27 protein-coding genes and 1 pseudogene are annotated in these 24671 nt (G+C 41.1%); 20 read left to right on the top strand and 8 right to left on the bottom strand.

The window, feature by feature from the left end:
- Positions 1 to 3 precede the first annotated feature (3 nt).
- Together PP182_RS17935 and PP182_RS17930 are read right to left on the bottom strand one after the other, a co-directional pair.
- Entirely contained in the window at positions 4 to 1173 is a 1170-nt protein-coding gene (locus tag PP182_RS17935) for an efflux RND transporter periplasmic adaptor subunit (RefSeq protein WP_272652646.1), read from the bottom strand.
- Positions 1174 to 1435: 262 nt separating this feature from the next.
- A complete protein-coding gene (locus PP182_RS17930) occupies positions 1436 to 2032 on the bottom strand; it encodes a TetR/AcrR family transcriptional regulator (RefSeq protein ID WP_272652645.1) in 597 nt (198 codons plus the stop codon).
- A gap of 195 nt (positions 2033 to 2227) precedes the next feature.
- Between PP182_RS17930 and PP182_RS17925 the strand changes: the two genes are divergently transcribed.
- Positions 2228 to 2458 (top strand): hypothetical protein, encoded by a 231-nt coding sequence (locus PP182_RS17925; RefSeq protein WP_272652644.1) that lies wholly within the window; start codon positions 2228 to 2230, stop codon positions 2456 to 2458.
- A gap of 121 nt (positions 2459 to 2579) precedes the next feature.
- Here the strand turns inward: PP182_RS17925 and PP182_RS17920 are convergent, their stop codons facing one another.
- The 3 genes from PP182_RS17920 to PP182_RS17910 form a co-directional block, all read right to left on the bottom strand.
- A complete protein-coding gene (locus tag PP182_RS17920) occupies positions 2580 to 3866 on the bottom strand; it encodes a PepSY-associated TM helix domain-containing protein (protein WP_272652643.1) in 1287 nt (428 codons plus the stop codon).
- Between the two features lie 2 nt (positions 3867 to 3868).
- Positions 3869 to 6337, bottom strand: coding sequence for a TonB-dependent receptor (locus PP182_RS17915; protein ID WP_272652642.1), 2469 nt, complete (start codon positions 6335 to 6337; stop codon positions 3869 to 3871).
- A 603-nt stretch (positions 6338 to 6940) separates the two neighbouring features.
- Positions 6941 to 7117 carry a DUF6747 family protein gene (locus PP182_RS17910; RefSeq protein WP_272652641.1) on the bottom strand — a complete coding sequence of 59 codons (177 nt, stop codon included), beginning with the start codon at positions 7115 to 7117 and terminating at the stop codon, positions 6941 to 6943.
- A gap of 1032 nt (positions 7118 to 8149) precedes the next feature.
- On the opposite strand from PP182_RS17910, the gene PP182_RS17905 reads away from it, so the two are divergent.
- The 18 genes from PP182_RS17905 to PP182_RS17820 all read left to right on the top strand — a co-directional run bounded on the left by PP182_RS17905 (position 8150) and on the right by PP182_RS17820 (position 21917).
- A complete protein-coding gene (locus tag PP182_RS17905) occupies positions 8150 to 8488 on the top strand; it encodes a single-stranded DNA-binding protein (RefSeq protein WP_272652640.1) in 339 nt (112 codons plus the stop codon).
- A gap of 60 nt (positions 8489 to 8548) precedes the next feature.
- A complete protein-coding gene (locus tag PP182_RS17900) occupies positions 8549 to 8998 on the top strand; it encodes a JAB domain-containing protein (RefSeq protein WP_272652639.1) in 450 nt (149 codons plus the stop codon).
- 431 nt (positions 8999 to 9429) lie between these two features.
- A complete protein-coding gene (locus PP182_RS17895; protein WP_272652638.1) occupies positions 9430 to 10014 on the top strand; it encodes a BfmA/BtgA family mobilization protein in 585 nt (194 codons plus the stop codon).
- Between the two features lie 2 nt (positions 10015 to 10016).
- Positions 10017 to 11036, top strand: coding sequence for a MobB family relaxase (gene mobB, locus PP182_RS17890; RefSeq protein WP_272652637.1), 1020 nt, complete (start codon positions 10017 to 10019; stop codon positions 11034 to 11036).
- A gap of 131 nt (positions 11037 to 11167) precedes the next feature.
- Positions 11168 to 12664: a type IV secretory system conjugative DNA transfer family protein gene (locus tag PP182_RS17885; protein WP_419197740.1), complete on the top strand. Its 1497-nt coding sequence runs from the start codon at positions 11168 to 11170 to the stop codon at positions 12662 to 12664.
- 238 nt (positions 12665 to 12902) lie between these two features.
- Positions 12903 to 13502, top strand: coding sequence for a nicotinamide riboside transporter PnuC (gene pnuC, locus PP182_RS17880; protein ID WP_272652731.1), 600 nt, complete (start codon positions 12903 to 12905; stop codon positions 13500 to 13502).
- Positions 13471 to 14490, top strand: coding sequence for an acyl-CoA dehydrogenase (locus PP182_RS17875; protein ID WP_272652635.1), 1020 nt, complete (start codon positions 13471 to 13473; stop codon positions 14488 to 14490). The genes pnuC and PP182_RS17875 overlap by 32 nt, the downstream gene beginning before the upstream one ends.
- A 241-nt stretch (positions 14491 to 14731) precedes the next feature.
- The gene (locus PP182_RS17870) at positions 14732 to 15076 is read left to right on the top strand and encodes an Arm DNA-binding domain-containing protein (RefSeq protein WP_272652634.1); all 345 of its coding nucleotides are present in this window, start codon (positions 14732 to 14734) and stop codon (positions 15074 to 15076) included.
- A 322-nt stretch (positions 15077 to 15398) separates the two neighbouring features.
- Positions 15399 to 16196 (top strand): helix-turn-helix transcriptional regulator, encoded by a 798-nt coding sequence (locus tag PP182_RS17865; RefSeq protein ID WP_272652633.1) that lies wholly within the window; start codon positions 15399 to 15401, stop codon positions 16194 to 16196.
- A gap of 75 nt (positions 16197 to 16271) precedes the next feature.
- The gene (locus PP182_RS17860) at positions 16272 to 17231 is read left to right on the top strand and encodes a nitrilase family protein (RefSeq protein ID WP_272652632.1); all 960 of its coding nucleotides are present in this window, start codon (positions 16272 to 16274) and stop codon (positions 17229 to 17231) included.
- 392 nt (positions 17232 to 17623) lie between these two features.
- Positions 17624 to 18196, top strand: coding sequence for a Crp/Fnr family transcriptional regulator (locus tag PP182_RS17855; RefSeq protein ID WP_272652631.1), 573 nt, complete (start codon positions 17624 to 17626; stop codon positions 18194 to 18196).
- A 110-nt stretch (positions 18197 to 18306) separates the two neighbouring features.
- The gene (locus tag PP182_RS17850; protein ID WP_272652630.1) at positions 18307 to 18660 is read left to right on the top strand and encodes a nuclear transport factor 2 family protein; all 354 of its coding nucleotides are present in this window, start codon (positions 18307 to 18309) and stop codon (positions 18658 to 18660) included.
- A gap of 10 nt (positions 18661 to 18670) precedes the next feature.
- On the top strand, positions 18671 to 19114 hold the full coding sequence (locus tag PP182_RS17845; RefSeq protein ID WP_272652629.1) for a DoxX family protein: 444 nt from the start codon (positions 18671 to 18673) through the stop codon (positions 19112 to 19114).
- Positions 19115 to 19254: 140 nt separating this feature from the next.
- Positions 19255 to 19827, top strand: a complete 573-nt coding sequence (locus tag PP182_RS17840; RefSeq protein WP_272652628.1) for a Crp/Fnr family transcriptional regulator — start codon at positions 19255 to 19257, stop codon at positions 19825 to 19827.
- Between the two features lie 81 nt (positions 19828 to 19908).
- Positions 19909 to 20361, top strand: coding sequence for a carboxymuconolactone decarboxylase family protein (locus PP182_RS17835; protein WP_272652627.1), 453 nt, complete (start codon positions 19909 to 19911; stop codon positions 20359 to 20361).
- A gap of 9 nt (positions 20362 to 20370) precedes the next feature.
- Entirely contained in the window at positions 20371 to 20832 is a 462-nt protein-coding gene (locus PP182_RS17830; protein WP_272652626.1) for a pyridoxamine 5'-phosphate oxidase family protein, read from the top strand.
- Positions 20829 to 21269, top strand: coding sequence for a DoxX family protein (locus PP182_RS17825; protein WP_272652625.1), 441 nt, complete (start codon positions 20829 to 20831; stop codon positions 21267 to 21269). The genes PP182_RS17830 and PP182_RS17825 overlap by 4 nt, the downstream gene beginning before the upstream one ends.
- 30 nt (positions 21270 to 21299) lie before the next feature.
- Complete coding sequence (locus PP182_RS17820; protein ID WP_272652624.1) at positions 21300 to 21917, top strand: hypothetical protein; 618 nt, start codon at positions 21300 to 21302, stop codon at positions 21915 to 21917.
- 346 nt (positions 21918 to 22263) lie between these two features.
- Here PP182_RS17820 and mobB (PP182_RS17815) read toward each other — a convergent pair.
- The 3 genes and pseudogenes from mobB (PP182_RS17815) to PP182_RS17805 form a co-directional block, all read right to left on the bottom strand.
- Positions 22264 to 23248 (bottom strand): annotated as a pseudogene (mobB, locus tag PP182_RS17815) (MobB family relaxase).
- 32 nt (positions 23249 to 23280) lie between these two features.
- Positions 23281 to 23478: a hypothetical protein gene (locus tag PP182_RS17810; protein ID WP_272652623.1), complete on the bottom strand. Its 198-nt coding sequence runs from the start codon at positions 23476 to 23478 to the stop codon at positions 23281 to 23283.
- A 63-nt stretch (positions 23479 to 23541) separates the two neighbouring features.
- The gene (locus PP182_RS17805; protein WP_272652622.1) at positions 23542 to 23865 is read right to left on the bottom strand and encodes a BfmA/BtgA family mobilization protein; all 324 of its coding nucleotides are present in this window, start codon (positions 23863 to 23865) and stop codon (positions 23542 to 23544) included.
- Positions 23866 to 24371: 506 nt separating this feature from the next.
- On the opposite strand from PP182_RS17805, the gene PP182_RS17800 reads away from it, so the two are divergent.
- The gene (locus PP182_RS17800) at positions 24372 to 24500 is read left to right on the top strand and encodes a hypothetical protein (protein WP_330098007.1); all 129 of its coding nucleotides are present in this window, start codon (positions 24372 to 24374) and stop codon (positions 24498 to 24500) included.
- The last annotated feature ends 171 nt before the right edge of the window (positions 24501 to 24671 follow it).

Raw genomic sequence — 24671 nt, 5'->3', positions numbered from 1 at the left:
ATTTTATTTTTGAGCGCTGGCTACGGCATCTTCGTTCGTGATTTGAAAAGCATCTTTTTTGGGGTCAACGGTCATTCCGGGTCTTATTTTAAGTAGATTGCCCACTACAATTCTATCCTCACTGGATATCCCGTCGAGGACAATTCTATACTTATGATTATAGAGTTTACCCAGCTGAACAGGTTTCACTTTAATTGTATTGTTCTCATCGATCGTATAGACTATTTTTTGAGATTGATTCGAGCCAATGGCTTCATCTGGAATTAGAAGGGCAGGTTGTTTGTCTTTAACCAACCTAATTCTACCGAACATACCTGATTGCAAGCTCATTTCACCATTATCGAAAACAGCCCGTTCCCTTACGGTACCTGTACTTTTGTCTATTTGATTGTCGACAAAATCCAGCATACCTTCTCTAGTAAAATCGTCTTCGTCAGATAGTTTTACTTTCACTTTTTGAGCATTATTGCCCTGGATGTTATTGGAGAAGTGCTTTTCATCCCCTTCAAAATAGAAATGAATCGGATCGATTGTCAAGATGCTCGTTAGTATGGTAGCATTGGACGAGCCCCCAGTTACATAGTTGCCTTTATTTATAAAATCCTCGCTAATAATACCACTAATGGGTGCCTTAATTTCGGTATAGCTAAGATCTAATTGCGCTTGCGCCAAATTGGCTTTAGCGGCCATTAATCGTGCTTCGGCGGATTTCGCTATTTGCTGACGCTGTTCCACCTCTTCACTGGAGACCGCCCTGGCATCCTGTACCGATGCAATACGGTTATAATCACTTTCTGTTCTGCTTAAATTGGCCTCTGCTTCTAATTTTTGGGCTTCAGCCTGTTTTAGGGCAATGTAAAATGGACGTTGGTCTATAACAAAGAGTACTTGACCCTTCGCTACGGCATCCCCATCTTTAAAGCGTACATCTTCAATGTACCCATTGATCTTTGAACGAATATCGACGCGTTCCGAGGCTTCGAACCTGCCAATATAATCTTCCCAATCATGTATACTTTCATTGATCGGATGTATATAGGCAACGGGAAGTAGCGCTGCTTGTTGATCAGAGGCCTTGGACTCCGTGCATGCAGTGATTAATACCAAGGACGAGAGTAGTACTATGCCGATTATAGTTTTGCGATAATTAATCTTTATTATTTCTATTTTCATTTTTGGATTATTAATAGTTGACCAGTCGGTTAGTAATAATGTAAAAAAAATTAAATTTTTTTAGGGATATAACAAACTCGGAAATGCAACTAGGGTTAATTGTTTATTTAAAATTTTAAATGGGTCTGAATGGTCTGCGTTGTTGAATAGTTGACCAGTTGATTATTAATTTTCAGCTTTTTTGTTCATCTTTTTATTCATGCATTGTGATTTAGATTGGATTATATAGTTGACCGGTTGGTTATCTACGTGGTAAAAAAAATTAATTAAGAATAACGGATAAGAACTTTATAAAGTTATCCAATGGCTCGGAACTTTTGGTTTCTTTCATTGAGGTTAACATGCCTTTAAATGAATCTTCAATAAAATCAACTATTTTATCAGCTTCAATAGGGTTTGTAATTTCTTTGGCTTCTTGTGCCTTTTGGACGACATCCCTGACTTGTAATCTTATTTTTCTTTCTTCGGCTACGATGGTGGTTCTTATTTTCTCACTGTGTTCAGCCATTTCGGTTCCCATATTGGAGCCCATACAGCCTAATGTACAATTCAATTGCTCCTTTATGTACTTGACCCTTAGTCTATAAAAGTTTAAAATACAGGCTTTGGGAGCCTTATCGGAATCATTAAAAATATCCTTGATAATATTGTTTCTTTTATTTTCAAAATACTTCTCCAATACTTTGACGACATAATCTTCCTTGGATTCAAAATAAAAATAAAAAGAACCCTTAGGAACTTCCGCCGCATTGACAATGTCATTTACGCTAGTCCCATTATATCCCTTGGACCAAAGTAAACTAAGTCCTTTTTCTACCAGATGATCTGATTTCTCGATATGTTTTGTACTCGCTTTCAACGGTCATTAATAAAAACAAGGACAAATATATGACCAGTCGTCTATTAAACCAAAGTTTACCAAGAAATCTTATGTTAAAAGTTTAATAATTTTTTTTACCAAGTAAAATAGGTACGCTTTTATAGCCAGAATGAATCGTTCCAAAAGGATTAGGTGCTTCGGAGGTCTACCGTATGATAACCGACCGTTGCACTCTTGGAGGACCTTCTGTATTGGAATGGGGAACGTTATGCCGCTTTGGGGGCTGTACCTTTTGATTATATCAGGAATCAATTTACGTCACCTCAAAAAACCAAGCATCATATCCAGCTTAAGTTTCTCCTATGGATAGGTGAAATGTCGAATGGGCACAACGGAAAGGGAACCGCTCAGGGACACCAGGGCATTCAAGTCTGGGTCGATCCAAAGGACTTTCCCCATGGTTAGGCAGTGGTCATACTGGCCCTCCTACCGTTTACAGAAAAATAGGCACGTTTGGAATAGTGACATAATTGAGCTACAGTCTAATGCTGTTCATAGGTATTTTGAGAACCTGTTTTAATTGAAGTCAGGTATTGACTGTTTTGTTCAAGCGGTAAACAAAAACATAATAGGTAAGCCATAAAAACAACATCCAACCAAGGCTTATAACTACTATACCCCTAATTGAAGTATGATATCGACCAACCAATTGCACATACATACTGAGCATCATAAATAGGTAAATACCCCAGTTCAAAAATTTCCATTTGCCCAATATGGGTTTTTGCCGTTTTTTCCTTTGTAGGGCCTTTCGTTTTAGGGTAATCCATATTCCTGTCAATACCAATGATGAAACCCCCAACCCCATAAAAAACCAGATGACCTTGGTCACCAGTCCTCCCCAATAGCCAAAGTGAAGGGGGTCGGCAATGTCGTTCAACCACATGGTATTACTTATTTTTTTGGCATTTTGAACCTTTACCACTTCATAGTTGTATGGATTTACATACACCCGATTGGCCCGCTGCCTTACTAATGGGACATCTGATTTGCCTCTTAGATAAACAGGGCTGTCATAATTAGCAGGTATGTTCATGTCCGCTACCCTGAAATGCGGAATTGCTTCTTGAGCTGCATCGACCACCTTATCATAATCGATATCATAAGCAAGGTCCACACTATCCGTGACAATATAGTCTTGCAATTTTGGGAGTTTAGGGTTCACCTTTGTCCCTACGTTGGCAATATTGGTACGTTCTACAAAATACCATATCCCGGTAATCGAAAACAGGAGGCAGAAGGGAACTGACCATAATCCCACTAGCCTATGAAGACTTCTGAAAAATACAAGCGGACCTTTTTTTGTTTCAAGTACAAATAGTTTTCTCCACCATTTTTTATAGAAGAACAAAGCAGTCAAAAAAGAAATCAGCAGAAGAAAGGCAAAGCTCAACACGATCAAATACCCAAATTGATAAAAGGGCATGAACAGAAAATAGTGCAGATCCCTAAAGAAGCGTTGAAAGGTGAGGTTGGCATTCCCTTGTATTTTTCCTGTATAAGGATTGGCAAAGACATAGGTTTGTCTGCCCTTATCCGTCACGTAGATAATATCGCACAAATAAGGTTCTTCCGTGCGCATCCAATAGGAAACCTGACCGTCTGGATATTGCATTTTAAGGTTGGCAAGAATTGTATTTCTGGAAGCAAACTCCTTTTGCGGTTTGGCCCTGATCGCTGAAATAAAGAGCCAGTCCATTTCGTGGCTCAAGGTGGCCATAGTACCAGAAAAGCACACTACAAAAAAGAGTATGCTCAACTTGGTACCTATCCAACTATGGATTTTAAACAGTTTTTTTTTGGACAGTTTCAATGCTAGAAGGTATAAGAGACGGTTGCCATTATATTTCGGGGTCTCCCTGGGAAGGCTCTCAAGAAATCATATCCTCCTACCCAATGGGTCTTGTCGAATACATTGTTAAAGTTCAATTGTATCTGAAATTTATCAACCTGATAATACACAGCGGTATTGACCAATCCATAGCTTGGAAAAATAGGAATCAACTGCGGGTCCCTGACAATAGAACCGTTTCGTTCCCCTACATAATCATACCCGAGTCCAAAGCCAAGACCGTTGAAATCGCCACGGTCAATGATATATTTTGTCCAAAAATTGAAAGTGTTTCTTGGAGCATTGGGTTTTTGATCGCCAAAAATAGCGATCGTGGATTCATCCGCCTCCGTAAAATAGGCATGATTATAGGCGTAGTTCATAATAACGCTCCAATTGGGCAAGATCTGTCCATAAACATCCAATTCCACACCTTCCGATTTTTCTTCACCGACCTGTTGTAGTAAATCGGAGTTACTGGAGTCATTGGCGTTGTACAAAGCTCCTTTTTGGTTTAGGCTGTAAAGGGCCAAAGTAGCACTCAGTCTTTTGTTGAACCATTCTGATTTTACCCCGGCTTCGAGCAGTTCACTGGTCAAAGGGTCAAAGGGTCCTCCAGCCTCGGGATTATTTATTTCGGTAGCCGTTTGGGGTTGATATCCCTTAACCCAAGTACCGTATAGGTTTATATTTGGTGTTGCCTTATAGACCATACCTATTCTAGGTAAAAAAGCATCCTGTTTTACTTTTTCTTCCGCAACGGTATTGTAATTTAAGTAATCGGTAAAATCATCGTACCTAAGGCCTACCAAAAGATTGAACTTTTTGTAGCTGAACTGGTTTTGTAGGTAAATACCATTACCGGTCTGTTTGTACCGATCATAGTTTCTAATGGAATACACGTAAGTGCTCATGTCCCGCATGGCATTCCCGTTGGTAGAGGTTAAATCAAAAGGTGCTACATTGGCGACAGGATTTCCATCCTGGTCAAGCACATAATTATCAATATTGGCGACATTGAACGAATTGGTTGCGGTTCCATTTTGTAAAAGATAGGCATTAGCCTCCAATTGAGAACCCCCGGGTTCCAGTTCTTGTTGGAAATAGTCATAGCCCACCAACAACTTGTTTTTTAAGTTGCCAAGATCATAGTCAAAATTGAGGTAATTCGTAAAGTTCTGATTGTTCCAAGATCGTTTACGGATAAACACCCGCATGGCTACTTGGGTAATATCAAAAGAACCATCCCCGAGCGCTAAAAAGTTATTGGCAGTTCTATGCTCCAATAGGTCTTCGTCATAAGAGGAATTCAGATAGGAACTATTAAAACTTATGTTTTCATTGAACTTATGCTGAAACGATAAGGTAACATTTAAGTTTTGTTCGTTCAAATAGTCATTTTCTGCACTTAAGGAGGTAGTAATTGGTGTTGAGTAAAGATTACCGTCTCCAAAAACGGCCTGTCCGCGATCTAAACGACCTTTGTTGTCCTGATAGACCACATCAAAGTTCAAACGGGTCTTTTCGTTTGGGATAAAGGAAAACGATGGGGCAACAACAATGTTCTTGTTGAATTGCAAGTCCCTAAAACCGTCCGTGTTTTGATACCCTATATTTAAACGATACAACAACTTGTTGTCTTTGGTCATTGGCCCTGTAAAGTCGGACAATAATCTAAAAGTATTAAAGCTCCCCATACTTGCACTGATGGATTGTTTGGTTGTTTCTAGTGGTTTCTTGGTAACCGTGTTTATGGTTCCACCTGGAGAGGCATTACCGAATAGGGCGGATGCAGGACCTTTTATCACCTCGACACGTTCCACATGCGGAATGATCTGTTGGCTCCAAAAACTGGTCATCATGCGGGAGCCATTTAAAAGGATACTATTATTACGTTGCCCCTGAACACGAAACCCCCGCATGGTCAAATCATTATAAAATGAAAACTGATTAACACCACTGACATTTTTAACTACATCGTTGACCGTAAATGCCGCTTGGTCCAATATAACTTCTTTGGTTACATAACTTACGGCTTGGGGTACGTCAACCAATTTTGTTGCGGATTTTGTGGCAACAAAAGAAGTTGTGTTTTTATAGTTTCGTTCCTTTCGACCTATGATTTCCACACCTTGCAGTTGCGTGGCGGATTCACCTAGGGTGAAATTCAGCGCTACGGCGATTCCTTCCCTCACGGTAATTGTGTTTTCAATAGTTTCATAGCCTATATAGGAAGCTTGTACGGTGTACCTGCCCGGGCTAACTCCCTTTAGTTTATAAGTGCCATTGGTATTAGTAATTGTACCAATAGTCGAGTTTAATATAATGACATTGGCGTTCTCTATCGGAGCGCCGGAATCGGAAAGCACTTTTCCTTCAATAGAAGGATTTTGCCCAAAGCTCATGCTATATACACCAAATATGAAGATATATACGAAGTAGATTTTATTCATAACTTATTTTATTTATAATTATTCTAAATAATGAGCCGCGAATTTAAAGCCCTGTGTTTTTTTACACAAATTTTATTTAGACTAATTTTAAATAATCATCAATATATATTCTTACATATTGATAATCAAGTTGTTAAAAATGTTAAAATTGAGATGTGAAAATTACTAGGGAAAACTGAAGAGGGGGTGCCAACCTACAAACCCTAGTTGGTCCATACGTTCTTTTAAAAAAGCACGGATCCCGATAGCTATTGGGACTGGGAAGGTAAGCCTATCCTGAGGGATGTCGAAGGGCTTCATTCCTGAGCAAATAATAGGCGGGAGTCCTCTTGCTAAAGGAAAGCTATCGATTCCGTTTTTCCTGACCGAAGTTTTGGCTAGTTCCGCATGAACCATGGCTCGAAAAGCTCGGAAAAACTCAATAGCTTTCCTGCTTATGTTAAGATGTGTATAGGGTATAAAGTATTTTGCTACGGAGCAAATTATGCAAATGGTTCCTCTACATGCCTAGGGTCATGATTAGGATCAATAGTATCAAGGCACAAATAAAAAAGAGCGATGTAGTCAAAAGTACTTTATTCTTAAAACTTCCTGGGTTAATTCTCAGATATTGGAAAATACAAATCCTGTACTTAACCTATATAGAAAAGCATACAATACAATAGCAAACATTACTATGGTAAAAATGGTAAAAGCCTTGAAATAGTGCTTCACGATATAATTCTGAATACTTTTAAACGCTTCATTATAGATTTCCTTAAAAAGTAAAAGTGTTTTCATAATTCTTTATTCGGGTTTTGTACAAATATTGAATGATTTATAAAAAATAGCGTGTTTTATCTACGAACGGTATCCATGTACTGACGAAATCTGCTCGATTCCCTGAACATCCATTAAACCTGTCGTTCATCGACCAACGGTTGATTGCCCTTATACGCTTAACACTAAAATTTAGGGGGTGAACTGCTTAGATTTTAGGGAATCCAAATCAGTTTTAAGTCCGCGTTGTATCCAATGGTACCTTACTCCTAAAGCATGCCATTGATGCATCAACTAGTGCCCTATTATTGAAACCATTTATCAAAATATGCTTAGGCAGCACCATCTGAAATAGTATGGATGTCAAGGTTGGTGTATGCAACTGACCACTGCCCAAATGTATGCGAGGTTATGGGAAAGCATGATCGGGAATAAAAAGAATTTTGGTCAGGATAGGTAAGGATGTTATACAGGTGCTTATGGACCTATGGGAAGATAGGTTCGATTCATCACAAAGTAACCTAGGTTTATGCTTTTTTAAGGAAGTCGCCCGAACGGATTTTTGTTGCCCCCTTACTTTACAAACCCTTCTTGGGGCTTTGTGGAAGAAGGCCTCAAATCCGTCCGCCCGCCCATCAAATTTTAAGGGGGCCATAATAAAAGAAGCCCTGATGGTTTTTCGGGACATCGAAAAACCGGGCAGGGTCCAAGGAATTCCAATCAGAACGCCAATACCTGCACTCGCTTAACTACCCGTACGCTCGCTGGCCCTTGGGTCCGAAGGACTTCCTAAGGCCCTGTCGAACCCGTCAAGGCCAAGACAGGTTTTGTCCATAAATCGGGTATCCACTTCCTTGAAACCCCAAAGGATTTGCTACGTCGCGGACCCTCCCGATTTACGGTCAAAAGCCTTGACAGAACCCCCTTCTTTTATGGTGCTGTGCACGAAGGAAACCAAACAAACGCCCCTTAAAATTTGGGAAACCAAATACAAAAATAATTGGGGAATTCATTAACCCGTCTGCACCGAGCAGGCACTTAAAACTTTTTCGTATGAGTACATTGAGAAACAAAGTTCAGTTGATCGGAAACGTGGGGCAAGAACCCGTGATCACAAATCTTGACAAGGGAAAACGTGTGGCACGCCTGACCATGGCGACCAATGAACACTACACGAACTCCAAAGGGGATCGGGTGACCAATACCGAATGGCATACCGTCATCGGATGGGGGAAATTGGCCGACATCATCGAGGGATTCGTGACCAAGGGCAAGGAAATCGCCATCGAAGGGAAACTGACCTCCCGTTCGTATGAGGACAAGGAGGGTAACAAACGCTATGTGAACGAAGTCGTGGCCAGTGAGATCCTGTTATTGGGAGGTGCGGACTAAGCAAAGTGACAGGGCACTTTAGGGTGCCCTTTTTCCATTTTCAACCCAAAGCATATTCCTATGGGACATAAAGTAAACGAAATACAGATCAGCTACAGGGAAAAAATCAGTACCCTGAAATCCCCATCCATAACCAGTTCCGACGATGTAGCCCTAGTACTTTTCAAGAACTGGGACGAAAAGACCATTGGACTTCATGAAACCTTCAAGGTCCTATTGCTCAATCAGTCCAATAGGGTCAAAGGTATCTACCCCCTATCAACGGGCGGTATTACCGGTACCTTGGTGGACATGCGCATCCTATTTGCCCTAGTCCTAAAGACCCTTTCCACGGGCATCGTCCTTGCCCATAACCATCCATCGGGTCAACTAAGGGCAAGTCAAGCGGACAGGCAATTGACCGAAAAAATCCAACAGGCGGCCAAACTTTTTGACGTCAGGGTACTGGATCATATCATCCTGGCACCCGATGGCGGATATTACAGCTTTGCCGATCATGGGTTGATGTAATTGTTAGCCCACGATGCTAAGCGAACCCCAAGGGGAAGCCTTCAAACAAGGCCAAAAAGGCCCATTTATTATGATGGGCTTTTTGGCCTATTAAACCCTTAAATTCCATATATTTACCATGTTGTTGAACAACACATTTTACGTACGGATAGCTACATTGATTTGACTTTCCCAAAGTCCGTACCCTTCGATTTGATTTTTAGAACATAAGCAACCGACCCTTGGGTCATGTTGTGCGAATCCTATTTGTCCCTGCGGGACAAAAAGGAGAAGCAAGAGGGTAGCACGCTCGCGCGTCCTACCGATCAGGATTGCTTCGCAGAACCCCTGTTTACAGGGGATGTGATATTTTAAGAGATTGGGCCTTGGAACGTTTTTAACGTAAAAATGCGCTGGGGCCAATAAAAACAATAAATTTTTAAGCTAAAAAAATGGATAAGGGATACGAAAAGGAACCGTTTCGGACCGTGTGCATCAAACGATCGGTACTCACGAAATTCAAGGGCTTTTCCAAACGCCAAGGGAAATCACATTCCATGACCCTATTGGCCATGGTGGAATTTTTCGAGCATAACGGAATCTCCCCCGACGAGCGGATACACGAGACCATTGCCAGCTTAAAATACCTGATCAAACGGCGCTTTAATGCCGTGGTGGCCATCATGCGCAGTATCGAAAAGGAACAGACCCTGCCTACCGTAAGCATGATCCAGGCGCTCTTTGAACAGGAACTGGAATCCAACGGAGAGGAATGGGACACCGATTTTGATTTTATCGAGGAACGGTTGACGGAGAACAAGGAGACCACCGAACCCGAAGCCTTGGATACGGAGATTACCGTTCCCAAGATCCGCTATGACCGTTTGGAGGAACAATTGCAAGAACTTAAGGATGATTTTGCCTATGTACTGGACCATATCTCCGTGTTCCATAACCCATTTGGCAAGGACCATCTCCAAGTGGAGCTCAATGCCGGGGCAATCGAGAAATACCGAACAAAACTCAAAAATAGATAACCATGTACATCGCCATTACACGCCAACAATTAGGTAACAATTTTCGGGGAAGCGTCCGGGATTTTGTCAATTATCTGGAGAAGGAAAACGAAGGAAAGGCACCTGGCGAACAGGAGCACTATTTCAATCAAGAGGAAAATCATATCGATGTGGAACGGGTCATTGCCGAAATCGATGCCAATACGGCCAAGCTCAAAAAGCACGAGCCCAAGTTCTATTCCCTAGTGGTCAGCCCCTCCCAACGGGAACTCGAACATATCGGGAACGACCCCCAAAAGCTTCGGCAATATACCCGAGAGGTCATGAAGACCTATGCCGCCTCTTTTTATCGCGACCGGCAAGTGACCGTAGGGGATATCCGCTATTTTGCAAAACTGGAGCGGGAACGCACCTATTCCGAAAAAGATCGGGAGGTCAAAGAAAACCAGGCGTTTGCCAGCAAAATATTGGAACTTCAAAATAGGACCAGGGCCATCCACGAAGGAAGGGAACAAGGGGATGTCGCAAAGCTGCGGGAGCAGATACAGGCCTTGGAAAAGGAGGCACCACATCAATTGCAAGGTAAACGCATCGTTCCCGGGATGGCCAAAAAGGGCCACCAAAGCCATATCCATATCATTGTTAGCCGGATGGATGCCACCAATACCCATAGCCTGTCCCCAGGATCCAAATTCCGGACCTCGGAGACCATCCTGCACGGCGTGAAGGTCAAACAGGGCTTTGACCGGGACAAATTCTATAGGGCAGCCGAAAAGACATTCGATCGGCAGTTCGGATACCGCAGGAACTTTGTGGAGACCTACCATGCCCGTAACCTTTTGGACAAGGATCCCAAACGTTTTTTTACCGCACTTTTGGGCCTTCCCCACAATGAAAGGCAAGCGGCAAAACTATTGTTGTTCAAGGCGGGAATTAACATACCGAACATTCCCGTCAACAAGGCTCAGCTGGCCTATAAGGCCTTAATGCAATTGAAACGGGGTATCGGAAAGGCCCTGGAATCGGGTTCGATAGGAATATAACACATAGGACAATGGAAAATCTGGGATGGATGGAAATAGGGGTTTGTTTAATTATAGGGGCAGGGCTATCCTTACTGGCCACTCGGTACATTAAATATGGGACGGTCCTGATGTTGGGGCTGATCGTCGCTATGGCCATAGTCAGTTGGATTTTTTGGGGTTGGGCCTCCTTTCTGGAAACCTCCTTGTGGCTGTGGCTGCCCATTTTGTTCGTACATACCGTGAGCTTTGCCCTTGTGGATTATTACAGGGACACCCATAAGCCTTCCAAGGTCTTTGAGGTGAAATTGAAGGTAAGGGGCCGTCCCTTGATATTGGGCAACATCCGAAGAGGAGTGTCCGTAATGGCCTCGGCCGGGAGCGGGAAGACCGAGAGCGTGATCTATGGTTTTTTAAAACACTTTAGTCAACAGGGCTTCTCGGGGATCATCCATGACTATAAGGATTTCGAGATCACGGAAATGGCCTGCCCTTTGTGGAAGGATCAAAGTGTACCCTTCCATATCGTCTCCTTTGGACCGATCTATAATCGGGTGAATCCCATCGCCCCGAGATACCTGCCCGATGAGGAAAGTGTCCATGAGGTGTCCCGGGTGCTATTGGAGAACCTGATGGAGCACCGGGATTCCGATGACAACAGTACCTCCCGTTTCTTTAAGGATGCGGCGGAAGGCCTGATCAGTGGGCTCATATGGCGGCTCAAAACGGATTACCCCGATTTCTGTACCTTGCCGCACCTGATGGCCCTGTACCAACAATTGGGGATTAAAAGCCTGATAAAGTTCTTAAGAGGAAATATCACTTCCCGTGCCATGGCCGATGCCTTTGTCAGCGGGGTAGGGTCGGAGCGGCAGACGGCAGGGGTGTTGAGTACTTTGGCCAATGCCATCAAAAAGATCAGCACCCGAAAAATTTTCATGGTACTCTCCGCAGACGAGCTTCCCCTGGACCTCAATCATGAAAGGCATCCCTCGGTCATCGCCCTGGTGAACAATCCACAGAAGGACGCTTCCCTTTCCCCGGTCATCGCCACCATCATCCATACCATATCCAAACAGATGAGCCAGCGCTACCGCAAACCTTCCTTCATGTTGTTGGAAGAGGCCTCGACGCTCCGGTTGTTGAACATGCACCGCATCCCGGCCACACTGCGAAGCTATGACATTGTAAGTGTATACGTGTTGCAGGACAAGGTCCAGAACGATATGATGTACGGGGAAAAGGCCAGCAAGGCCATCCTCTCCAACCTGTCTTATCAATTCTTTGGCAAGGTGAACGATCCGGATACGGCCAGATATTATGAGCGCTTCTTTGAACTGGTCAAAATGCCTACCCGTAGCGTGAGCAAAAGTTCGGGGCTGAGCCTGGAGCGACGCATCACGGAAGGGGAGAAGGAGGTGTCCAAACGTAGGGCGGAGGTTTTCTTTCGATTACTACAAGGGGAGTTTGTGGTCTTTGCGGATGGGAAGGACCGAAAGGTGCGGTTTCCCAAGCCTAATATCCAAAAGGGCCTGCCAAAACCAGTACATATTACGGATAAGGAATTGCACGAACATTACCTCAAGGTACACCGGGAAGTACGGTCGATATTTAAGGGTCCGGAACAGGGATATACCAAAGGGACCTAAAGTTGTTGGATTTTTCACGATTCCATAGCGCACCCCGAAATCAAGGTCGGAAAGTCCTTGGGATTGCCTAACTTTATTCCCAACATGGGGTGCCCTTTACAAGGGCTGAGATCATACCCGGAAGTCGAGGACTTCACACCTGATCCAGATAATACTGGCGTAGGGAATGTAAATGGGCCATTGCGGCCCGTGTTCCATTTTGGGTCTCCATGTCGTTTATAGACCATACTCGAAAATCATGGAACTGTTTTCACAATTAAATATCTTACAATGGGTGGGTACGACCTTCGGTGTCGTTCAAGTGCTATTGGCACGACAGAACAACGTGAACAATTATTTTTTCGGGATCGTGGCCATACTGATCAGCCTTTGGGTGATGTACCAATCCCGTCTCTATGCCGACATCCTCCTCAATCTCTATTACCTTGTGATGAGCTGTTACGGCCTGTTCTATTGGAAAATGGGAAAACGGCAAAAGGCAGCTCCGATTTCCTATACAACACGTAAAGAAAAGATTATTGCCCTGGGCATCGTTCTCGGATGCTTTGCGTTGATGGCTTATTGGCTCTCCCAACATACCGATTCCGATGTGCCTTTTTGGGACGCCTTGGCCTGTGCCTTTGCATGGGCAGGGATGTGGCTGATGGCCAAACGAAAGATCGAAAACTGGATATATTTGAACATCAGCAACCTGATATCCATACCTCTCTTACTATATAAGGGGTTATATATCTATGCCGGGCTCACCGCGTTTTTATTCGTAGTAGCCGTTTCTGGATATATCGAATGGAAAAAAATACTGGACAATGAAAGCGATAGAACCTATGCTGGCCTTTAAGAAGCTGACCTTTGGAAGGGACTACTTTGTGGATGAGGTGTTAAAGGAAGTTGCCTCCAAAAATCTCTGGAACCTATGGGTGCCTAAGGTTTACGGTGGGATGGAAGTGTCCTTGTTGCAGGGCTTGGAAGCATTACGGATTTTGGCCCAGATTGACGGCAGTCTTGGATGGACCGTGACCCTGTGCAGCGGAGCCAACTTTTTTGTGGGCAACCTTAAAACGACCGTGGCCAAGGAAATCTTTCTTGGTTCGAAAAAACCTATTTTCGGAGGAAGTGGAGGGGTTTCGGGTATCGCGGAACGACATGGGGAAGGGTACGTGGTTTCCGGGGAATGGCGCTATGCCACAGGTGCACCCTTGCTTACCCATTTTACCTTAAACGCTAAGATTTGGGAATCGGGTAGGGAAGTGGTGGACACTAATGGGGAACCCATGGTACGATCCTTCGTACTTCCAATAAAGCAGGTACAGATTATCGAGGACTGGAAGACCATGGGGCTAAAGGCCACCGCGACCCATTCCTTTGCGGTTCGGTCCGAATGGGTTCATGCGAAATACAGTTTTTTATATGACAAATTATACTTGCCACAGCCTATATTCAAGGTGCCCTTTTCGATTTTTTCCGATTTGACCCTATGGGTCAACTATATCGGCATGGCGGAACATTTTTTAATGGAAGCCCAAAAGATGAACCGGCAAGGTACCTCCCTTACGGTCCTTGAAAGCTTACTTCACGAAGAACTGGGTGTTTTACAAGATTATGCCCATCAAATACAGACAAAAATAAATAAGGCTCAGGATATTCCCATTCCATGGAAGACCAAAATACATCAAAGAGCATCCGGTTCGGTACCCTCTATTTCAAAGGCCATTATCGGCATATATCCAAAACTCGGCGTACGGGCAGCGGGTAACGGACATCCTTTGAACCGGGTGTTTCTGGATTACTTTACGGCAACACAGCACCATATTTTCCATAAAGAATGAATATTGCCCCAAAAGGAAACCATCGGGTATAAGGTACAAAGCGTAAAGCATAATGTAATTGGTTCATTGTCTTGAAGGGGGATGCTCAACCGCCGCTTTAAGGGTAAATCTTCCAAAAACCAAAATCAATATATTTTATTGAAATTCAATATGTTACATTTATTTTGACCTCAATTGACCTCAATTGACATCAAATGAAATCAAGCATTTGTTTGCAAATTTTTTTTCTAACTTGAAGTAAATGAGAACGTATTTGACCCTGTTATTGGATAACAGAAGAGCGAAAAAAGATGGCTCGTACCCTATCATTTTTCGCCTTACCCATTTGCGAAAAACAACTTCCATCGCAACTGGTTTTTCAATATCCGAAATATTTTGGGATCATCAAAAAGGTTCCATTAAAAGAAACTACACCAGGACGGAATCCATTGCCGGATTGAATACACTTTTATTAAAAGAGGAAGCTCGTGCAAATGATATTCTAAACAAACTATCTGGTCAAGGTAAATTGAACTATTTGTCAATTGTTGAAGTCAAAATATGGTGTAAACTATGTCCCTTTAACTTTGTAAACTATCTGCCTTAACGAACATTTGAAAGCCTCCGGCCCCAACCAAGTCGCTACATTGTTCCGCAATTCCCGCCCCTTGGGCATCCGTCCCAACGCCCCGCTAAACCAAATTGCCAATGCAGTCGGGACCCGAGACCTACGGCACCACGATCTAAAACACCAAAAACCCGACCCAACAGTACCTAAAGGCAATTCGGCAACGTTCTTATTGTCTTTCAAATTATTTGTGAATAAATTCACATAATTTAAAACCCAGAACGTCACTGCGTATAGCAGGGCGTTATGCACAAGCAGCCAATCGACATGAATTATATTTAGTGTATTTAATATTAATACTATGCAATTCGCACCATCTCATAATCTTTGTGAATTTATTAAACACTATTTAATATTTGACATTCCGTCTAATGGTCGAAAACGATATAGACATTTTTCAAATGGTTATAATGGGCTAGTCTTTACATTAAAAAAAAAGGAATTCCTTTCGCTAAATTCAAAGGCTGCATTACCCGAAACTTTCATTTTTGGACAAATTTCAGAAAATCAAGATTTTAGCATCAAAGGAACTACATCTATAGTAATTGTATTATTTCAACCTTTTGGCTTATATGGCTTAACTGGTATTTCTGCAACTAATTATTTTAATGATTTTGAAGACTCTTACCTAATTTTTGGTAAAGAGATTCTTGAACTTAAGAACCGCTTGGAATTAAGCTCAAATCCTAGTGAAGTAATCAATTATTTAAATTTCTATTTCACTAAAAAATTAAAATTATCTGATTATACTTTAAATCCTATTCTAATTAATACCATTCAAATTGTTCACAAAAAAAGGGGTAACATCTCTGTTAATGAACTTTGTAAAGAGGCAGGGATCAATGAGAGAAAAGTGCAAAGAATGTTTTTCAATCAAATTGGTATTAATCCAAAAAAATTCATCAGCAATATTAAACTACATTACTTTTTAAGTTTATTGAGAAATCAAAGTGGTTTTTCTTCTTTGACTAATTTAAGCCTTCAAGCTGGCTATTACGACCAAGCTCATCTTATAAAAGAATTTAAAAAAACAGTAGGCTTGGTACCTTCTAAATATCTAAATACACCGCGACTTGCCGTTAATCTTATTGAGATTTAAGAATTATCAATTGTCGGGTTTGTCCAATTTTCATAAGAAATCAATCCATAATTTTGCATTCAAATTGTTAATCATATGGATAAGCTAAATATTGCTGTTGCTCAATTTCAACCGAAAAATGGAGATAAAACATACAACTTATCGGTAATCCGAAAACTTACAGAAAAAGCAAAATCTAACGGAGCGGATTTAATCAGTTTTCACGAAATGTCGATTACCGCATATACATTTACAAAGGATTTAAATCTGGAGGAAATAACAGAGTTAGCAGAGGAAGTGCCGCATGGAAAAAGTACGAAGAACTTAATTGCGATTTCCAAAAAATTCGATATACCGATTTTGGCTGGTCTTGTGGAAAAAGATAATGGAGAAATTTTCAATACTTATATCTGCGTTACTAAAGACGGTATAGTGGCTAAGTATAGAAAAATTCATCCTTTTATAAGTAAATATATGTCTGCTGGTAACGAATATTGTCTATTTGACTTACTTGGTTGGAAATGTGGAATTTTGATTTGTTATGACAACAACGTAATAGAAAACGTTCGGGCGACAAGCCTTCTAGGAGCAGAACTAATCTTTGCTCCCCACGTAACAGGTTGTACACCATCTGCAATGCCACATCGAGATTATGTAGATGATAAATATTGGCAAAATCGTGAAAACGACCCAGTTTCATTAAGAATGGAATTTGACGGACCCAAAGGTAGACGTTGGTTAATGCGATGGCTACCTGCAAGGGCATATGATAATGGAGTTTACTACGCATTCACTAACCCGATTGGTTATGACGGCGAACATTTAAAAAATGGAAATTCGATGATAATCGACCCTTATGGAGAGGTTTTGTCCGAAATCAAATCTTTTGAAGACGAAATTACAATTTCAAAAATCACAAAAGATAAAATCCAACTTTCGGGAGGTTGGAGATACAAAAATGCTAGAAGACCTGAACTATACAAGGACATAATTGGCGGTAATCACAAATCGGACACTACGCCTGTATGGATGAAGGGGAAAGCATCCAAAGACTAAAAAAATGCCTGTGCATAACACAACCTCCTAACATTACGGGCTTTGGGCTTAATCTCAGGGTTTGCGTACTTTTATGAAGACCGCAAAATCTTATGGATTTTGCTCAGGGCAAGAAAAAATAGAACAAAACAATAAGATTTCGCTACGCGCGTGGCGACAAGCAAATGCCAGTTTGCTACCGTACTGTTCATAGCTAAACCAAATTGCCAATGCAGTCGGGACCCGAAACCTACGGCCCCACAATCGAAAACACCAAAAACCCGACCCAACGTCACCTAAAGGCAATTTGGCAACGTTCTTATTGTCTTTCAAATTATTTGTGAATAAATTCACTTAGTTTAAAACCCAGAACGTCACTGCGTTTAGCAGGGCGTTGGCAGTAATTAAAAAAAGTGAACACGAATCTATTATCCTATATAAAAAGATACATCAATCTGACTGAGCAAGAAATTACAGTTCTGTCAGAACATGTGAAGATTAGAACTTACCTAAAGGGGCAGTATATTGTACAGCAGGGAGAGGTGTGCAAATATGAATCCTTCGTCATATCGGGTTGTGCCAAAACCTTTTTTATAGACACAGAAGGTAACGAACATGTCGTCATGTTTGCCATTGAAAATTGGTGGACAGCTGACTTGGGTAGTTTTATCACACAAGAACCTGCCGACTACAATGTGCAATGCCTGGAGAAAACAACAGTGGCACAATTTTCACACGAAAGCCTCGAACTTTTATATGCGCAAATCCCACAACTGGAACGCTTTTTTCGAATCATTATACAAAAAGCCTATGTGGCTTCTCAAAAGCGAATCGTTAGAAACTTCAGCCTCACCGCAAAAGAAAGATACCTCAATTTTCGTAAGCAGTATCGTGACATTGAACAGCGTGTACCACAGTACCTTATCGCCTCCTACCTTGGAATAACAAAGCAATTTCTTAGCAAAATAAGAGCAGAACTTATCTAAGAAAGTTAGCTTTTTGTTAATCTATGTGAACATCCTTTTTACTCCTATGTGAATTGCTGATAGCTTTTCCTTGCTGATCTTTGTCATATCAAATTTTAAATACAAAGGATATGTCAAAATTATTAGAAAAAATGTCAGACTTGAATGACTTGGTTCTTCAAGGTAAGGCCATGGAAGCCTTTGAAAAATACTATGATGAAAATGTCATCATGCAGGAAAATGAATCTGAACCCATTGTTGGTAAAGAAGCCAACCGAAAACGTGAAGAAGAATTTTTTGGCAACATTACAGAATTTAGAGGTGCCAATCCGCTAAAAGTAACACTCGGAGAAAATACGACTATGGTAGAGTGGCATTATGACTACACGCACAAAGAATGGGGCGTACGGAATTATTCCCAAGTGTCTGTCCAAGAATGGAAGGACGGAAAAATTATCAAAGAAAAATTTTACTATAACAATTAAATCGAAAAATATGAAACGTCAACTATTTCAAACTACAGATTCCTATGCACCACTTATTATTCGTGTAATGTTAGGTATAGTGGTATTCGCACATGGAGCACAAAAACTTATAGGTTGGTTAGGTGGCTATGGATTTTCAGGCACAATGGATTTCTTTACTGAAACCGTTGGTCTGCCATGGATTATCGGATTTTTGGTCATTGTTCTAGAATCTATCGGTGCTATTGCCCTCATTTTGGGTGTAGCTACAAGACCGATTGCTGTCTGCTATATTTTTTTAGCATTTGGCATTGTATTCACGTCTCATATCCAAAATGGCTTTTTTATGAATTGGTTCGGGAATCAGCCGGGTGAAGGCTATGAATTTTTCCTCCTGTGGATTGGAATGGCTGTTAGCCTAATATTTACGGGAGCAGGTAAGTATTCCATTGATGGCACCATCTCCAAAAAATGAAAACGCCTAACAATATACATAGGCAATTTCAGTCAAGTGGTTGCCTAGAGCATATTACAATTATGTAACTTTGTGGCGGTTTGAAAGTGAAATGCTTTTACACCGCAACTGTTTTCTACAGGCCATTCAACAAAATGAAAGTGAACAACAATTTATCATCCTATATAAAAAGATACATTGAACTGACCGAAGAGGAAAACGAACTTTTTCAGTCTTTCCTAAAAAACACCGTGTTAAAGAAGGGGGATTTCTTACTCAAAGCAGGGCAAACCTGTACGGCAAAGTATTTTGTGGTAAAGGGCTGTGTACGGTTATATTATATTGATGGTAAAGGCAATGAGCAAATCATCCATTTTGGGCTTGACAACTGGTGGATAACAGAATACGACAGCTTAATCAACAAAAATCCATCGAACATTTATATACAGGCAATTGAGGATACCTTGCTATTAACCTTGAACCAAACGTCTTTTGAAAAACTTACCTTGGAAATCCCAAAAATCAATACGCTGTTCAGGATAATAATGGAAAAAACATTTATTGCCTCACAGCGGAGACTTGAATACATGTTAAGCTATTCGGGGAAAGAACTATACCAAAAATTTGTTAGCCAAAACCCGGAATTCCTACAAAGAGTACCTCAATATGTGATTGCATCTTACTTGGGGATGACCCCAGAATTTTATAGCAAAATACGGAGCAATACCATATGATATCATTTCTTGAAATAGATTAAGATTTTCCTCATTTGAGCCCGATACTTTTGTGTCATTAATCATTTAAGACAAAAAATTATGAGCACAAAACGTATTGACATTCATCAAGTCCAACCTTCATATTACACGCCTCTCATCGAATTGGACAAACAACTAAGAGCTAGTTCACTTACCAATGCTGAACTTTTGCTGATTTACATCAGGGCTTCTCATATAAATGGCTGTGCCTACTGTATCCAATCTCATACCAAGGAAGCTATCGAGAAAGGAGAAAAACAATACAGGCTACATGCTTTGTCAGCTTGGGAAGATGCCCCGTTTTTTTCAGATGAAGAGCGTGCCATTTTGCGTTTGACAGATGAAGTTACGCACATCACCAGAGCAGGAATCACAGATGCTGTTTATACAGAAGCAAAAGATTTGTTTGACGACCAAAAAATAGCGGACATCATCATGGCAGCCACTTGTATCAACGCGTGGAACAGAATAGGTAGAGGAACATTATTGGAGCCTTTTAAATCACAAGAATAATCCAGTCAAATGAAAAGAATAAGCCAAGAAGTTGAAACAATAATTAAAAAAGCAAAACTCTGTTTTGTGGCTACCGTCAATCCTGATGGTAGCCCAAATCTTTCTCCTAAAGCGTCATTAGATGTTTGGGACGAGTATCATGTGATTTTTGCACATATCGAGTCTTTTAATACCGTTGAGAATATAAAAATCAATCCGAAAATAGCCATTAACGTGGTTGATTTTTTTAGACGAAAAGGGTTCTGTCTTGAAGGCAAAGCAACCCTTTTTCAGCAAGGGACTCCCGAACACGACTTTGTTGGAAAACCACTTTGGGAAAACCACGGATCTCAATATCTCGTGCATTGTGCGGTAAAAGTAAAAGTTGAAAGCGTGAAAAGCCTGAAATCGCCAGCTTACAAGTATGACGAAAAAGTCACGGAAGACACTCTCGCAACGTATTTTTCAAACTATTACAATAACGAGCTATGAATCATCTTCAAGAAAAAATCATAAAAGTATTTCTACGGGTTGCTCTTTCAACTGCATTTCTGTCAGCTGTTTTTGACCGATTGGGCTCTTGGCCCAAAGAGGTCTCTGCGTGGGGAAATTGGGAAAACTTTCTAAATTACACCCATACCTTACTCCCATGGATACCTGATATTTTTGTTCCATTTGTCGGACTTATTGCAACCGTGCTTGAAGTAGTTTTTGCCATCTGTCTGCTCACTGGATTTAAAACCGAACTATTTGCAAAGCTCAGTGGTATTTTACTGTTGTGTTTTGCCTTGTCCATGACATTTACGACAGGCTTGAAAGCATCTTTGGACTACTCCGTATTCACGGCAGCGGCAGCGGCTTTTTCACTTAGTATGAAAACTAACAAGTATTTTGAAGTGGATTCTATTCTCAAAAAGAACAAAAGCTAATTACTCGATAGTTGACAAAACAGGTAGAATATGACAATTAAGAAAAGTCATTACATATCAGGACTGACGATAACGATTTTTATTGGACTGCATTTATTCAATCATTTTTGTAGCATTTTTGGTGCTGACAAACACATAGAAATAATGAACAATTTCCGACATTTCTATCGTAACATATTTGTTGAAACAGTTTTGTTGCTTGCAATACTTGTTCAAATTATTTCAGGGCTGAAACTTTTTAGAACTCACCGACAAATAGCAACATCTCAATTTGACAAACTTCATATTTGGACAGGACTTTATTTGGCAATATTTTTCATAATTCATTTAAGTGCCGTTTTAGGTGGTCGGCTTTTTCTACATCTTGACACTAATTTTTATTTTGGTGTTTCAGGACTAAATTCATTTCCTTTCAATTTATTTTTCATTCCGTATTACGGACTTGCAATTCTTTCGTTTTTTGGGCACGTAGCAGCAATTCACAACAAAAAAATGAAGTCAAAATTCTTAAACCTGACACCGAAACAACAAGCAACTGCAATTTTGATTTTTGGATTTGTTTTGACCATTACAATATTTTACGGTCTAACAAATCAATTTAAAGGAGTAGAAATACCCAAAGACTATGAAGTACTTATCGGGAAGTGAAAAATAACTACCGCCAACATTGTATCCTATGAAAAGCCCTAGTCCAGTTCTCTAAAGTTAAATAATAATTTCTTTTTGCCTTAAACCACTTTTTTTCTTTTAATATAACTTGCTCGGCATCCTATATGTGATACACTTTTTTTGTGTTCACCGGCATCTGTATGATCATAAGCTATAATAGGTTCGGTGAAAGCTCCCCTTAAAACCGAACTGTTTAAAAGTAGAACGATAAGAACCCCAAATCTTACCCCCAACTTTTGCGCATGGATCCTGTAGAGTTTTTGTAGTGTTCCGATAGATAAGTGTGAAGCAAAAACCCGACAGGGCGCAACCTACTTTTTGGATTTCAGTAGCCCATATCCTCACCTGTACCCCTCGCCTTATTGATGCTCCTTCCAAGCGCCTTGATGATCTTGGCCGCCATTTGTACTTTATTGGTCGGAATACTGGGAGCTTTGACCCCCATCGTTTTAAGTAGCTTAAACACCATGTCCTTTTCCTTCGTGGGCAGTCCCATGACCTTGGCAAAGAACTTCCCCGGTTCCTTGGCATGGGCCTTTCTCCCCACATAGGATTCCACATAGTTCCGTTTGAACCTCAAAGGTCTTTTCGGCCGTTTGGTAAAAACTGTCCCGATCAAATCCTCTCTTGACCGTCTTTCCGTTCAGTTCCACTTCGGATGCCTTGGGCTTGGACATTAGGGAAAGGGTATAGGTGTTCGTCACGTCCCTTCTGCTGACTATGATGTGGATATGGGTCTGTGGCCCCTCTTTTTGCATCCCTGCGGCCACCAACTGTCCGTTCTGTTTGAGTGGGGCCAATCTTTCTTGTTCTTTGATTTTTTTTTCAAGCTCATTGACATTCCCGATGGATTCGCCCCTTTCCACTTTCCGTATCTCGTTCCTGAGCCTTGCTATCTCCCCTCGGTAGGGTGCATTCTCCTGAACCTGCTTATCAAATCCCCGATAGGTGCGTTCATGCTCGATCTTAGCGTAATATTTCAGGTTTTCGGCCTTGACCTCTTGGTTCCTATGGAAACTCTTGGCATAATCCTCCATGAGCTTCCTTGTGTATTCCCTTAGCATGTTTGGGTCATTTCCAATGGCCTTCAGTTCCCTTTGGTTGGGACTGACCACTATGGAATAGAATTTCGGGTCTTTCTGCCTTAGTTTTGCAGTATTGGCATCTATTTTCTCAATGACCGTTTGTGGGCGTACGCTGTCATTTTCTTGGTCAAAGAACTCTTCCCTTTGTTCGGGCAACCTATCTTGGTTCTCCTTTTCCAGATAATCCACATAGTTCCCTACACTGGAGTTGTAGGTACTGCCCATTTTCTGTGCCGAGATGGTAAGGTACATAAGCGCTATCTTAATTGATATTTCAGGCTTTCAAAATCCCCGATGCACATATTGATTTTTAGATGTGGTTTGTCCATAATAGGCTCCACTTTCTCCACATTGTGGAGGATTTCATTGCAACGCTTTTTATAGCTTTCAAATTCTTTTAGTATTCTATCGTGTTCTGTTTTCGGAACGGTGTTTCTGGGCTCCAAAAAATCCATTCGTTCTTCCTGTATCTGGACGGGTTTCCGTCTTGGTTTCCTCCCTTCCTTTACATAGGACTCTTAAAGAATGAGTACCATTTCATAGGTGGGCCAGATACTGGTCTTTTCCATGTTCTTGAGAATGGCGATGATCCTATCATATTTCTTCATCAGCTGACGCTCCAACTTTTTGATACTGTCAAGGATAACCTTTGTTCCCTCCCCAAAAGGGTTAAGGTTGTTCTCCTTGAAGTATTGTATCATTCCAACCAATACCTCACTATGGGATTTGTTGAACTTTTTGGAATAACTGCGAAAGCGTGTGGCCGTTTCTTTCTTTATGGTAATATTGGAATAACCACCGGTTCCCTTCTTCGTTCTGTCATTTGTTGATTGCTTTTCCATAGGTGCGATTTTATTTTTTAGTGAAATTGCGTCATTTTTTGCGTCAAAAATTTCTTGTGTTTACAGGGCTTCCCAAAGGGTTTACTGTAGATTTCAAAAAAGCCTACTATAGCCCCTGATTTTGCATAGTATTCCAGTAAGTGTTCAATTAACTGGTATTCAACGTGTTGAAGACTCGAAAACAACTGTGATGGCGCATTTTGCGCATCACCCTCTTGCTATTCCTTCGTCCCGCAAGCGGGAACGAATAAATACAAGCTGGTTTGGAAATCAGCTACTACTTAATTTTTTTTTGGTTTGTACGGGCTTTAGGAAAGTCAAATCATATAATTGCTACCGTACTAATTGTGTTTCAAAACACTTTCTAAATATAATGAATTTTACCCATTTTCTTGTTCTCCAACAATCAAGGTAGATTATAGTCTTGGTATCCTTGATAGTAACCTTGCAATGATTTAAGTAAAAGAAATTGGAAAGCGAGAGATAGAATTTCTTTAAACTTTAGAATGGAAATTCGTATAGTAGTGTCCAACGAAAGAGTAGGGGCAAGTCGTGATAAAATTGCATTAGAAAGAGGACCGCTAGTATACTATGTTGAAGAAGCTGATAGTCCTTCCGGTGTCATTTCACTATAAAATTCCGGAAAAACCAATTCTCGAATATAGCTTTGATAAAGGGTTGTTGAATGGCTTGGAAAAATTACAGGAATTGCCATGCTAGCTGGCCAAAAAAAGAAGATAACTGCTATACCATATTTTGCAAGGGCTCACAGAGAAATGGGGAAATGTCAGTATGGCTAGATTTCA

This window comes from Maribacter sp. PR1 (genome assembly GCF_028464145.1).
Taxonomy (GTDB): Bacteria; Bacteroidota; Bacteroidia; order Flavobacteriales; family Flavobacteriaceae; genus Maribacter.
This window is presented reverse-complemented; position numbering and strand designations above follow the sequence as displayed.